The following is a 12616-nucleotide window of genomic DNA, read 5'->3' as shown; positions in this document are numbered from 1 at the left end:
GGGGTCCTCGGGATCAGGAGAGGGCGGAACGGCGGGTCTCGGGCGCCCAGGCGAGCGAGGCGAGGAGACCGACGAGCGGGAAGACGGCGGCCACGAGCAACGTGCCGTGGGCGCCGAGGGAGTCCAGGGACACCGGCAGGAGGTACGTCGCGAGCGCCGCGCCGATCCGGCTGAACGCGGCCGCGAAACCGACGCCGGTGGTGCGCAGCCGCGTCTCGAACATCTCGCTGGGGTAGACGAACTGGATGTTCGAGGCACCGGAGATGACGAGGGTGAAGAGGCCGAACGCCGCGATGACGAGCACACCGGGCGCGTCGGGGAACAGGCCGATGACGAGCAGACCGACGACCATCACCGCGAAGCTGGAGACGACGAAGGCCCTGCGCGACAGCAGGTGCAGCACCCAGACACCGAGGCCGGCGCCGACGAGCTGCAGCAGGTTCATGAGGAGGTCGCCCGTGAAACCCTCCTGCACGTCGAGCAGGGCGAGGATCGGGCCGACGAACGTGAAGATGGCGAAGAACGGCGCGACCTGGCAGAACCAGAACAGGCCCGCGTACAGCGACTGGCGCCAGCGGTCGGCGGTGAACAGCTCCGCGAGGCCGGCCCGGGCGGCGGCGGGTGCGACGTCGGGGATCGCGAAGTCGCCGATGCGCTCGCGCACGATCGTCTCGGCCTCGGCCGTGCGGCCCTGGGCGTGCAACCAGCGGGGAGACTCCGGCAGACCGGTGCGCAGCGCGAGGACGACGGCCGCGGGGACGGCGCTGGAGGCGAGCAACCAGCGCCACGCGTCCGGGCTCACCGCGGATCCGATGAGGAACGCGGCGACGAACCCGACGATCCACATCGCCTGGATCGATCCGAGCAGCGCCCCGCGCGGTCGGCGGGGGACGAACTCCGCGAGCAGCGCGGCGCCCACGGCGTACTCGACCCCGATGGCGAGGCCGAGCAGGATCCGCACGGCCACGAGCTGCCAGGCGCCGTCCACGACGAGCTGGGCCAGCGACAGGACGACGAACGCGAGCAGGTTCCACAGGAACACCCGACGGCGACCGAACCGGTCGGCGACGCCGCCGAAGAACAACCCGCCGACGAAGACGCCGATGAGTGCGCTGGCGGCCAGCAACCCCGACCCGAGGGCGCTCAGCCCGAGCTGGGCCGAGGCGGGTTCGACGGCGTGCCCGATGACCCCCAGGACGTACCCGTCGAGGGCCGCGCCTCCCAGCACGCACACGGTGGCGAGGAGGTGGAGGCGGTTGAAGGGAGCGTCGTCGAGGGTCGGGCGCGTGGCACGAGTCGTCGTCGCGGCGGGTTCGGGCTGCGCTGTCACGGGCACCTCGCGGGGTCGGCGGCCACCCGCCTGCCGGGTGGTGCCCACCAGTCTCGGCAGGCGGCGGAACCGGTTCATCCGCCCGCACGAGGACGTTGCCCACCGACGTTCCTCACCTCAGAGGAACGGGACGAGCCCGGACACGCGGACGTCACGCGCGAGCAACACGAGCTGGACGGCGGCGCGGACGCGGCCGTCGGCGAGGTCCAGGCCGGTGCGCGCCTCGACCTGTTCGAGGCGGTACCGCAGGGTCGTCCGGTGCACGACGAGCTCGGCCGCCGTGGCGGTCGTGTCCCCGGCGTGGCGCAGGTACGCGGCGACGGTCGCCCCCGCCGTGCCCGCGCGGTCGGCGTCGAGGAGTTCCTCGAAGCGGGCGAGCGAGGGGGTCCGCACGGGTTCGGTGGCCGCCCGAAGGAAGGCGGTGAGCGGGCCGAGGTCACCCCAGCGCGTCACGCCCCCGGAGTGCAGGTGGTGCCCCGCGAAGGCCGCGAGCGCCGCCTGGACGAACAGCTCGCGCAGGTCCTCGACCTCGCCGACGTCGCTGACCCCCACCGCTCCGGGGACGTCGGCCAGCTCGGGCGTGGGACTCGAGCGGCGGACGGCGGCGACGAGGACGGCGAACTCCTCGACCGCGACGATCCGGTGGTCCACGACCTGGTCGGCCCGGGCCGCGCGGTGCGCGAGCTCCTCCAACGACGTCCGGGCACCGCCTCCGGGGTGCGCGACGGCCACGACGTGACGACGGCCGGCGTCGACGAACCGTTCGGCGCGCAGGAGGTCGAGCACGTGCCCTGGGTCCACGCCCCGGACGAGCTGGACGAGGAGAGCGTCGACGAGGGGTCCGTCGAGGGTCCCGGTGTGCCCGCGGTCGGCGAGGATCCGTCCCAGGCGCAGGCAGGCGTCGCGGACGCGGTCCTCGTCGACGGGCCGGCCGTCGTCCATGAGCCACAGCGCCCCGAGGTGCGTCCCGTGGGCCCGCACCGGGTAGCACAGGCGGGGCCGCAGCCCGAGCGCCTCGTTGCCCGGCACGCGGACCGGTCCCCCGGCGGTGGCGAGGTCGAACCGGCGGAACCAGGCGACGGCCTCTGGGCTCGCGCCCCGGGCCAGGACGACGCTCACGCGGTAGGGGTCCTCGTCGCCGAAGTGGCGGCTGCCCGCGAGGAGGGCGAGGTCGGGGTCGTCGAGCATGACGGAGCGGCCGAGCGTCTCGGCCAGGTCGTCGACGATGCGGTGGACGTCGTCGAGCAGCGCTCTCCTCACGCGGGACATGGTGCCGCGCGGCGTCAGTGCCCGGAACGCGTCGTGGTGCGGCGGTTCCGGACGAACGTCACGACGAGGACGACGACGGCGCCGACCACGAGCCCGACGACCGCGCTGCACAGCGTGTTGACGAACCAGCCGAGCACCCCGCCGATCCCGGCGACACCGTGGACGGCCTCCTCGAGGTGGTGCACGACCCCGTAGAGGCCGTGGAACCCGAGCTCGTCGGTGCCGACGAGCAGGATGTGCCCGCCGACCCAGAGCATCGCGGCCGTGCCGACGACGGTGAGGACGGTCAGCAGCTTCGGCATGGCGTTCACCAGCCCGCGGCCGAACCGCGCGACGCCGGCCGAGGGGCGTTCGGCGAGCGTCAACCCGACGTCGTCCATCTTCACGATGAGCCCGACGGCCCCGTAGACGAGGACGGTGATCGCCACGCCGACCACCACGAGGATCACGAGCCGGGACCAGAACGGCTGGTCGGTCACCTCGTTGAGGGAGATGACCATGATCTCGGCGGACAGGATGAGGTCGGTGCGGATCGCGCCGGAGACGATCGTCCGCTCGTCCTTGGGGCCGTCGTCGTGGCCGTGGGCGTGCCCGGAGACCTTGGCCCACACCTTCTCCGCCCCCTCGAACGCGAGGTAGGCCCCGCCGAGCATGAGGATCGGCGTGAGGAGGAAGTCGGCGAACTGACTGAGCACCAGGATCACCGGCAGGATGATCAGGAGCTTGTTCCGCAGCGATCCGAGGGCGATGCGGCGGATGATCGGCAGTTCCCGGTCGGGGGTCAGACCGCGCACGTACTGCGGCGTGACGGCCGCGTCGTCGACGACGACCCCGGCGGCCTTGGCGCTGGCACGGGCCGCCGCGGCCCCGATGTCGTCGACCGAGGCGGCCGCCGCCCGCGCGATGAGCGCGACGTCGTCGAGCAGGGCCACGAGTCCACCGGCCACGGCGAGTTCCTCCCAGGGTGCGTCGGGTGCCCTCCCAGGGTGGCACGAGGCCCGGTCCGCGCCTGCCGGCCGCTACCGGGGGATGCGCAGGTCGTACTGCGCGACCTTGCGGTACACCGTCGCGCGGCTCATCCCGAGTTCGGCGGCCGCCTGCTTCACGGTGGTCCCGGGCGTCGTCAGGACCCGGACGATCTCGTCGCGTTCGACGGCCTCGATGCGCGAGAGGCGGTGACCGGAACCGCTGAAGACCTCCGAGGGCAGGTGCCGGGCGTCGATGGTGTCCGCCTGCAGCGCGGCGCGGCGCACGACCCGGTGCAACTGGTCGACGTTGCCCGGCCAGGGGCACGTCTCCAGGGCCCGGGCGGCGGCCGCGGTGATGTCGAGGTCGCGGCCCCGCGTCTGCCGCACGACGTGGTGGGCCAGCGGCAGGACGTCGCCCGGCCGGTCGCGCAGGGCCGGGACGGGGACGACCGCGTCGACGAGACCGGCCAGCGGGGTGGGCACCTCGGCGAGGTCCTCGGCCGTCAGCACGACCGGGAGACCGGGTCGCGCGGCGCGCGCCGCGACGACGAGCGCACGCAGCTCCTCCGCGGCGCGGGCGGGCAGGGAGTCGACCTCGCAGACGACGACCGACGTGTCGGCCTTGCTCAGCTCCGGCGCCCACAGGGCGAGCCACGCGTCGAGGTCCTGGGGGGCCGGCGGACTCGCCGACAGGATGCGGTCGCGGGGACGCGCGCGCCGCACGGCCTGCGCGAGCAGGGTCGCCCGGCCCGTGCCGCGTTCCCCCACGGCGACGACGACGCGACCGGCCCGGACGGCGTCCTCGGCCCGCTGCACCGCGTCGCGCCACGCAGCGGACAGGGTCTGCACCGTGCCGCTGCCCGGTTCGAGGGTGCCCGCCTGCACGTGGAACACCTCCCCGCGCGGTGCGGGTCGGGGGGAGCGTCCGCGTGAGCGGGCCAGCATGAGGGCCGACGTCGCCCCCGCCGCGGACTGGGCCAGCGCGAGCAGCAGCTTGCCGGGCTGTTCGGCCCACGTCGTGATGTTGACGCTGCCCTCCAGGCGCCCGCTCACGGGGTCGAGCACCGGCACGGCGGCGCACGTGTACCCGGCCAGGCTCGTGGAGTAGTGCTCCTGGGCCCGGACGACGGTCGGCAGCCGGTCGGCGAGCGCCAGCCCCAGCCCGCTCGTGCCGGCCTCCCGCTCGGAGAACGCGAACCCGGGGGCGAGGTGGACGGCGTCGAGGCTGCGCAGCAGGGACGTGTCGCCGGACAACCGGTTGAGCACGAGGCCCTCGGCGTCGGTGAGCATGAGGCTCAGCGGTTCGTCGACGAGCGTGCGGTGCAGGTCGGTGAGCACCTCCCGGCCGCACTCGAAGAACAGCGACTCCTGCTCCCAGGTGCCGGAGAAGACGGGCTCGACGGACTCCGTCTGCACGCCGTACTCGCTGCTGCGCCGCCAGGACGCGGCGACGCGGTCGGGCACCCCGCCGGCCACGGGCACGCCGGCCCGCAGGGGGTGCGGATCGGCGCTGCGCCCCGGAGCTCCCTCGCTCACGGCCTCTCCCATCGTCGGGTGCGAGGAGCGTACGTCCGCGCCCTGCGCCGCGGCAGTCCCTCGCGTCTCAAAGTGAGACACGTGGGACACCCGCGGGGTTGCCCGCGTGCCTACGGTGGTCCCAACGCACCGCCCCGTCACCGCAGATGGAGAGCAGCAGCATGTACACCAAGGACGGCGAGAAGTACTTCATCCTCGACGCGCACGTCGCGCTCTGGGACGCCCGGCCCGAGAACCAGCGCAACATCCACGGCAAGCAGTTCATCGACTGCTTCTACGACTACCACCGCAACCTCAGCCCGGCCTCGGAGCTGTGGCCCTACGAGGAGTACCTGTACCAGGGCGGTGAGCGCCTCATGAAGGACCTCTTCACCGACGGGTACGTCGACCACGCGATCTTCCAGCCGGCCCGGCTCGGGGAGTTCTACAAGACCGGGTTCGGGCAGACCCGCGAGGCCTTCGAGCTCGCCTCGGCGAACCCGGACAAGCTCACGTACAACCACTACTTCGACCCGCGCGACGGTGAACGCGGCCTCGACCAGCTCCGCCAGGACGCCCAGGAGATGCACCTCAAGGGCGTCAAGCTCTACACGGCGGACTGGCACGGGGACTCCCGCGGTTACAAGCTCAGCGACCCCTGGACGTACAAGTACCTCGAGGTGTGCCGCGAACTGGGGATCAAGAACATCCACGTCCACAAGGGCCCCACGATCCGCCCGCTGGACCGCGACGCGTTCGACGTCGCCGACGTGGACCACGTCGCGACCGACTTCACCGACCTCAACTTCGTCGTCGAGCACTGCGGGCTGCCGCGCCTGGAGGACTTCTGCTGGATCGCGACGCAGGAGCCGAACGTCTACGCCGGCCTCGCCGTGGCGCTGCCGTTCATCCACACCCGCCCGCGCTACTTCGCGCAGATCATCGGCGAACTCCTCTACTGGCTCGACGAGAACCGGATCTTCTTCTCCAGCGACTACGCGCTGTGGACCCCGAAGTGGCTCGTCGAGACGTTCGTGGACTTACAGATCCCCGAGGACATGAGCGAGTACGCGCCGCTGACGACGGACCAGAAGAAGAAGATCCTCGGCCTCAACGCCGCCGCGCTCTACGACATCCCCGTCCCGGCGGAACTGCAGGTCGCGAACCCGCCGCAGTTCGCCGAACCGCAGGCCGTGGCGGTGGCGTGATGACCGCCGTCCTCCCCGAGACCCAGGGCGACCTGCGGGAGCAGGCGTTCAAGGCGTTGTCGGTCGTCCTGGACCCCGAGCTCGACGAACCGATCACCGACCTCGGGTTCGTCCGGTCGCTCGCGGTCCAGGGCGACGAGGTCGTCGCACACCTGCGGCTGCCGACCTCCTTCTGCTCACCGAACTTCGCCTACCTCATGGCCTCGGACACCAAGGACGTGCTGACCGACCTGCCGTGGACGGGACGGGTGGTCGTCGAACTCGACGACCACCACGACTCCGACCTCATCAACGCCGGTCTCGCGGCCGACGCGGGGTACCGCGGGACGTTCAAGCACGAGGCCGAGCAGAACCTCGACGAACTGCGCCTGACGTTCCGCCGCAAGGCGCACACGGCCGCGGTGGAGCGCGCGCTCACGACGTTGCTGCGCGCGGACGCGGACCTGCGCGAGGAGGACCTCGGGGAGGTGACGCTCGCCGACCTGCGCGACGAGCGGACCACCGACGCCCTGCTGCGCCGGCGGGCGGCGCTCGGGCTGAGCCTCGACCCGGCGTCCGTGGTCCTCGTCGACGACCACGGAACCCCGTACCCGCGCGCGGAGGTCCCGCTGCGGTTGCGCCGTGCCCGCTCGACGCGCATCTCGATCGACGGGAACGCGCACTTCTGCCGCGGTCTGCTCGCCACCCGCTACCCCGGGTCCGAGGCCGACCAGGCCTTCCGACCGGAGGGTTCCGAACCCGCCGACCTGCGGGACAGGCACCCCCTCCTGCCCCTGACCGTCACCAGCACCAGTTCCAGGGAGACCGCGTGAGCACCATGCGAGCCGTCCGCGTCACCGGGTACCACCAGAAGCTCGAGATGCACGACGCCGCCGCCCCGGAGGTGACCGGGCCGCTGGACGTCATCGTCAAGGTCGGCGGCGCAGGCGTCTGCCGGACCGACCTGCACATCCTCGAAGGGCAGTGGGCCGAGAAGTCCGGTGTGGCGTTGCCGTACACGATCGGGCACGAGAACGCGGGTTGGGTGGCGGCCGTCGGGTCCGCCGTCACGAACGTCGCCGAAGGCGACAAGGTGATCCTGCACCCGAACATCACGTGCGGTCTGTGCCGCGCGTGCCGTTCCGGCGACGACGTGCACTGCGCGAACAAGGTGTTCCCCGGCATCGACAGCGACGGCGGGTACGCCGAGTTCCTCAAGACCTCCGCGCGCAGCGTCGTGAAGATCGACGACTCCCTCGAACCGTCCGACGTCGCCGCCCTGGCCGACGCCGGCCTCACCGCCTACCACGCGGCGGCGAAGGCGGCCCGGCGCCTGCGGCCCGTCGACCGCGTCGTCGTCATCGGCGCGGGCGGTCTCGGTCACATCGGCATCCAGGTGCTCGCAGCCATGACGGCGGCCGAGATCGTCGTCGTCGACCGCAACCCCGACGCCGTGGAGCTCGCCCGGTCGATCGGCGCCCACCACGGGGTGGTCGCGGACGGTTCGCACGTCGAGCAGGTCCTTGACCTGACGGGCGGCCACGGCGCCGAGGTCGTCATCGACTTCGTCGGTGAAGGCGGGTCGACGGCCCAGGGGCTGAAGATGCTGCGCGAAGCCGGCGACTACCACGTCGTCGGGTACGGCGAGAACATCGACGTCCCGACGATCGACGTCATCTCCGCGGAGATCAACATCATCGGGAACCTCGTCGGCTCCTACAACGACCTCACGGAACTCATGGCGCTCGCCGCGCGCGGCCTCGTGAAGCTGCACACCGTGAAGTACGCGCTCGACGACTTCCAGACGGCGGTCGACGACCTCGACGGCGGCCGCGTGCGCGGGCGGGCGATCCTCGTCCCCTGACGCTGCGTGGTCGCCGCCGGCCGGGGTGGGGGTCGTTGACGCATCGCGCCGGTAGGTCCGGCGCGTCGTCACAACGACCCCACCCCCCGGGCCACGCGCGGTGATTTCGAGTGGTTCCTCAGGGGATGAGGACGGGAGTGAGGTCGGGGGTCGGCGGGTCGGGGTCGAACGGGAAGACCGGGCCGCCGAGGTTCCGGTGGCCCAGGCGCATCAGGTCCTGGTCGACCCCGCCCGGGGTGAGGGCGAGCCGCCAGTCGGCGGCGACCGCGAAGAGGTCGGGTTCGAGGTAGCCGATCTTCACCACCACGACGTCGGCGGACCGCAGGTCGAGCCCGAGGGCCTGGAACTCCGACACGCGGTGCAGCGGGGCCCGGCGTTCGGTGACGACGACGGACACCGGCCCCGTCCGCACGACGGCCCGGACACCGGCCGAGGTGTCGAGCGCAGTGACGACGCCGGTCAGCGGGACGGGCGGTGCGGTGGTGTCGACGTGACCGCCGAGGTCGAGCGACACCTGCGCGCCCACCCCGGCCGCGGCGCACGCACGGGCGGCGGCGGGGTCGGTGACGTTGGACAGCACGACGTCCAGGCCACTCGCGGCGAGACGGTCGTCCGCGAGCAGCGCGTGCAGGGTGACCGTCGAGTCGCCGGCTCCCCCCGCGGTGGGGTTGTCACCGGAGTCGCTGAGGACGAACGGTCGGGAACCGCTGGCCACGGCCTCGTCGAGGACCTCGGCGAACGAACCCGACGGCGCCACGAGCGCGAACGCGTGGCGGGCGTCCCAGTAGCTGCGCGCCAGGCGCTCCGCCTCCCGCCTCAGCACGACCGGGTCGTCCCCCGTGACGACGACCGCTGCGCGGCAGCGGGGTTCGTCGGCCCACACGTAGCCGACCCACACCGCGGCGTCGAGGACTCCGTCGAGCGCTTCGACCTGGGGCACCTGCGCGTAGATGCCGCGGGCGGGTTCGTCGCGGGTACTCGTGCGCTCCCCCGGCAGGAGCACCGGCACCTGCACCCACGCCTTGAGCGGCCGGCCGCCGTCGTGCAGGCGGGCGACGAGGTGGCGCGCCGCCCGCTCGCGCGACTCCCACTCGTCCTCGTGTGGGGCCGTCCGGTAGCAGGTGATGAGGTCCACAGCGTCGGCGAGCTCGCGGGAGACGTTGCCGTGCAGGTCCATCGACGCGGACACGAGCGTCCCGGCGCCGACGCGTCCCCGCACCCGGCGGGCCAGTGCGCCCTCGGCGTCGCGCCGTCCGAGGACGGAGAGGGCACCGTGCAGGTCGAGGAACACCCCGTCGAGGTCACCGGAGAGCCCGGCCAGCAGTTCCTGCTCCAGCACGTCGTACGCCTCGGGGAGAGCCGGACCGCCGGGCGTCGCGTACGCGTGGACCACCGGGACCCACTCGACGGCGGCCGCCCAGTCGCGCTGCAACCAGTCGTAGCGGGCGAGCAGCTCCTCACCGCGGACGACGCGGAACTCCTCCAGGGTCGTCCGGTGCGGGCAGAAGGTGCTCGCCTCCAGGGCGATGCCGCCGATCGCGATGCGCAGGCGCTCCGCCACGTCCCCTCCTGACCTCGAGACCGCCGTCCGGGACAGTCCAGCACGCCCGCGGACGTCGGGGAGGGACGGGTCAGGCCAGGCCGTACCGCTCGCGCCAGCCGGCGTCGGCGCCGTCCGCCCCGTCCACGCCCAGCCCGTCGACGACCGCGAGGTCGCGCGCGAGCCGGTCGATGACGTACGCGAGGTCGATGCGCGTGAGGACCGACTGCGGCAGGGCGTCGGCCCCGTGGGCGGCCCCGAGCAGCGCCCCCGTGACGGCTCCGACGGCGTCGGGGTGCGGTGCCGTGCGGGCCAGCGCCAGCCCGGCGTCCACCGTCGTGGGGTGGCTCAGGACGCAGTACGTGGCCCCCCACAGCGCGGCTGCGGCACTGCCGTCGGCTGCACCGCCGCGCAGGACGACGGTCGAGGCCGGTGCCTCCCGTGCAGCGCGGACGGCGTCGTCGACGACGGCCACGGCTGCGAAGTCCACCCCGAGCAGGACTGCGTCCCGCAGGCCGACCGCGACGGCCTCGACGGGGTCCCCCGTCCGGAAGGCGGCGGCGGCGAGCAGGACGGCGACGGCCGTCGGGGCGAACGCCCGGGGGCCGTGGGTGAGCGCCACCGAGTCGACGGCCGCCGTGACCGCGGCCTGCGGGTCACGCACGACGTGGGCGGCGAGCGGCAGCGCCCGGGCGAGGGCGTGCCAACCGTCGGCCGTGGAGACCGGGTCCCTGCGCGTCCCGGCACCGCCGGCGACGAGCGCGCGGACCGTGTCGCGCGGATCGCCGGCGGCTCGCGTCAGCAGGGGTACGTCGTCGAGCCAGGCGGTCCGGGGCGACGGCACCCGCGCGCCGTGGCGGACCTGCGCCCAACGGCGGTAGGCGTCCAGCAGGTCCGCCCGCGGGTCCGCGGACGTTCCCCGGCCGACCCGCAGGGAGGTCCGGATGCCGGCGGCCGCCGTGAAGCAGGCCAGCTGGGTGGCGACCCCGTGCTGGACGACGCCCGCACTGCCGCAGGTGCTCTCGAGGACCTCACCGACGGCCAGGCCGTGGAGGAGGCCCCGGACACGACGAGCACGCAGCGGGCTGCGCGCAGGGCTCGGGACTCCGGTGCTCACCCTCCTGTGGTCGGCTCTCGACAGGCGACGGAGGAGGAGCGGGGGCACGGAACCACCCGGATGGACCCGGCCCGCCGTCAGCGGGGTCGCAGCAGCTGCTGCTCCGCCGCGTCGTAGGCACCGCCCGCGGCGGCCACCTGGTCGGCCACCCGGCGCAGACCGGCTTCGGCTTCCGACGCCGCCTGGTCCAGGGTGTCGAAGAGCGCCTGGACCGCAGTCCTCGCCCGGCCGACGGCCCAGCCGGCGGCTCCCTCGGCGGACGCGCTCAGCTGCGGTGCGAAGGCAGCGGCCTGGTCGGCCTGGGCCCGCACCGCCGACGCCACGGCGCTCAGTCCCTCCGTCTCGACTCCGTACCGCACGTCGTGTCCCTCCCCCTCGGCGCCGGCACCGACGGTAGGGGTCGTCAGCCAGGGGCGAGGTGAGCTCGTCCACAGGGCCCGACTCCTACGAACTCGGCGTTGCCAGTCGATGACAAGTGGTAGTACCTTCAAGAGTCGGTACTTGAAGCTAGGAACACTTGGGGACGGCATGGCGCGGGCACACGGACGGCGACTCGAGCTGGGGTTCCTCACGTTCGTCGCGGACGAAGGCTCGGGCGGGGCCGGTCAGGCTCTGCGCGACGGTCTGGCGCTGGTGCGGCACGCGGAGGAGCTGGGGTTCGACTCCGCCTGGGTCCGGGTCCGTCATCACGAGCCCTACCTGTCGTCCCCCATGACGTTCTTCGCGGCCGCCTCCCAGGTGACGCAGCGCATCGCCCTCGGGACCGGGGTCATCCCCATGCGCTACGAGGACCCGCTGCGTCTCGCCGAGGACGCGGCCACCGTGGACCTCCTGTCCGGTGGCCGTCTCGAGCTCGGTCTCAGCAACGGGATCGCCCCCCTCGCCGCCGCCTTGGACCCCCTGCACGGCGCGTCGCCCCGCGGGTTCGCCGGTGAGGCGCAGCACCGCATCGAGGTCCTCCGGCGAGCCATCGCCGGGGAACCCGTCACCCAGGCCGCAGCGCAGTACATGGGCGTGCCCGCGGGAGGCGACCTGACCGTCACCCCGCACTCCCCCGGCCTGGTCGACCGGCTTTGGTACGGCGCCGGCAGCGAGGCGACGGCGATCCGCACCGGGCAGCAGGGTTTCGACCTGCAGGTTTCCACCCTCAACACCGAGGAGACGGGCGAGGCGTTCGACGTCGTCCAAGCCCGCCAGATCCGCAGCTACCGCAAGGCCTTCGCCGACGCCGGTCACGCCGGGCGCCGGGAAGCGCGCGTCTCCGCCGGGCGGATCCTGCTGCCGTTCCTGACGGCGCAGGACGCCGAGGACCACCGGCCCTTCCTGGAGGGGTACGCCTCCGGCATGACGTCGGACGGCCGCCCGAAGGGCGACTCGCCCTTCCCCGTGCGGTACAGCGCCGCCCTGAGCGGGAACCCCGACGGCATCGTCGAGCGCCTGCTCGCGGACGAGGTGGTCGAGGAGACGGACGGCCTCGTCGTCGTCCTCCCCGCGGAGGGATCCCTCGACGCTCACCGTCGCGTCCTGTCCGCCGTCGCCGAGCACGTGGCGCCGCACCTGGGCTGGACCCCCGCCGTCTGAACCCACCGCTGGGTGGACGGTCGCTCACGGGACTGGTCGATCGTCGTCGACGACCGGTCCCGTGGCCGTTCCCGCCACCGGAGAAGCCGGTCGTAAACGCAGAAGAGGGGAGCAGCACCGCCGTAGCGGTGCCACTCCCCTCAACCACAATCTCACTGCAAAAGAGTGAGTGGCCGGCGGTGACCTACTCTCCCACCCAGTCTCCCGAGCAGTACCATCGGCGCTGGTGGGCTTAGCTTCCGGGT

11 protein-coding genes are annotated in these 12616 nt (G+C 73.2%); 4 read left to right on the top strand and 7 right to left on the bottom strand.

The genetic code is table 11. The features are described from left to right. Positions 1–13: 13 nt before the first annotated feature. The 4 genes from AB0637_RS18445 to AB0637_RS18430 all read right to left on the bottom strand — a co-directional run bounded on the left by AB0637_RS18445 (position 14) and on the right by AB0637_RS18430 (position 5115). A complete protein-coding gene (locus AB0637_RS18445; protein ID WP_366174095.1) occupies positions 14–1330 on the bottom strand; it encodes an MFS transporter in 1317 nt (438 codons plus the stop codon). 117 nt (positions 1331–1447) lie between these two features. Beyond that, the gene (locus tag AB0637_RS18440; protein ID WP_366174094.1) at positions 1448–2590 is read right to left on the bottom strand and encodes a helix-turn-helix domain-containing protein; all 1143 of its coding nucleotides are present in this window, start codon (positions 2588–2590) and stop codon (positions 1448–1450) included. Between the two features lie 23 nt (positions 2591–2613). Further along, the gene (locus AB0637_RS18435; RefSeq protein WP_366174093.1) at positions 2614–3546 is read right to left on the bottom strand and encodes a DUF808 domain-containing protein; all 933 of its coding nucleotides are present in this window, start codon (positions 3544–3546) and stop codon (positions 2614–2616) included. Between the two features lie 72 nt (positions 3547–3618). Continuing rightward, positions 3619–5115 carry a helix-turn-helix domain-containing protein gene (locus AB0637_RS18430; protein WP_366174091.1) on the bottom strand — a complete coding sequence of 499 codons (1497 nt, stop codon included), beginning with the start codon at positions 5113–5115 and terminating at the stop codon, positions 3619–3621. 149 nt (positions 5116–5264) lie between these two features. Here AB0637_RS18430 and AB0637_RS18425 point away from each other — a divergent pair, with 149 nt between their 5' ends. The 3 genes from AB0637_RS18425 to AB0637_RS18415 are packed head-to-tail and all read left to right on the top strand — an operon-like array spanning position 5265 to position 8133. After that, on the top strand, positions 5265–6290 hold the full coding sequence (locus AB0637_RS18425) for an amidohydrolase family protein (RefSeq protein WP_366174090.1): 1026 nt from the start codon (positions 5265–5267) through the stop codon (positions 6288–6290). Beyond that, entirely contained in the window at positions 6290–7102 is an 813-nt protein-coding gene (locus AB0637_RS18420) for an iron-sulfur cluster assembly protein (RefSeq protein WP_366174089.1), read from the top strand. Before AB0637_RS18425 ends, AB0637_RS18420 begins: the two co-directional genes overlap by 1 nt. A gap of 5 nt (positions 7103–7107) precedes the next feature. After that, entirely contained in the window at positions 7108–8133 is a 1026-nt protein-coding gene (locus tag AB0637_RS18415) for an NAD(P)-dependent alcohol dehydrogenase (RefSeq protein ID WP_366174140.1), read from the top strand. Positions 8134–8251: 118 nt separating this feature from the next. On the opposite strand, the gene AB0637_RS18410 is transcribed toward AB0637_RS18415, so the two are convergent. From AB0637_RS18410 to AB0637_RS18400, 3 genes are all read right to left on the bottom strand, one after another. After that, the gene (locus AB0637_RS18410) at positions 8252–9694 is read right to left on the bottom strand and encodes a M81 family metallopeptidase (protein WP_366174088.1); all 1443 of its coding nucleotides are present in this window, start codon (positions 9692–9694) and stop codon (positions 8252–8254) included. A gap of 70 nt (positions 9695–9764) precedes the next feature. Then, positions 9765–10790 carry an ADP-ribosylglycohydrolase family protein gene (locus tag AB0637_RS18405; RefSeq protein ID WP_366174086.1) on the bottom strand — a complete coding sequence of 342 codons (1026 nt, stop codon included), beginning with the start codon at positions 10788–10790 and terminating at the stop codon, positions 9765–9767. A 77-nt stretch (positions 10791–10867) separates the two neighbouring features. Then, positions 10868–11149 (bottom strand): hypothetical protein, encoded by a 282-nt coding sequence (locus AB0637_RS18400; protein WP_366174084.1) that lies wholly within the window; start codon positions 11147–11149, stop codon positions 10868–10870. A 169-nt stretch (positions 11150–11318) separates the two neighbouring features. On the opposite strand from AB0637_RS18400, the gene AB0637_RS18395 reads away from it, so the two are divergent. Beyond that, positions 11319–12371 (top strand): LLM class flavin-dependent oxidoreductase, encoded by a 1053-nt coding sequence (locus tag AB0637_RS18395; protein WP_366174082.1) that lies wholly within the window; start codon positions 11319–11321, stop codon positions 12369–12371. Positions 12372–12616 lie beyond the last annotated feature (245 nt).

The sequence above is a fragment of the Kineococcus sp. NPDC059986 genome (assembly GCF_040702905.1).
Classification (GTDB): Bacteria; Actinomycetota; Actinomycetes; order Actinomycetales; family Kineococcaceae; genus Kineococcus.
Note: the sequence above shows the minus strand (reverse complement) of the source record. Positions and strands in the feature narration are given on the sequence as shown.

Coding starts and splice junctions, on each gene's coding strand:
- AB0637_RS18430 (WP_366174091.1), bottom strand. CDS start 5,115: ATGGGAGAGGCCGTGAGCGAGGGAGCTCCGGGGCGCAGCGCCGATCCG.
- AB0637_RS18425 (WP_366174090.1), top strand. CDS start 5,265: ATGTACACCAAGGACGGCGAGAAGTACTTCATCCTCGACGCGCACGTC.
- AB0637_RS18420 (WP_366174089.1), top strand. CDS start 6,290: ATGACCGCCGTCCTCCCCGAGACCCAGGGCGACCTGCGGGAGCAGGCG.
- AB0637_RS18415 (WP_366174140.1), top strand. CDS start 7,108: ATGCGAGCCGTCCGCGTCACCGGGTACCACCAGAAGCTCGAGATGCAC.
- AB0637_RS18395 (WP_366174082.1), top strand. CDS start 11,319: ATGGCGCGGGCACACGGACGGCGACTCGAGCTGGGGTTCCTCACGTTC.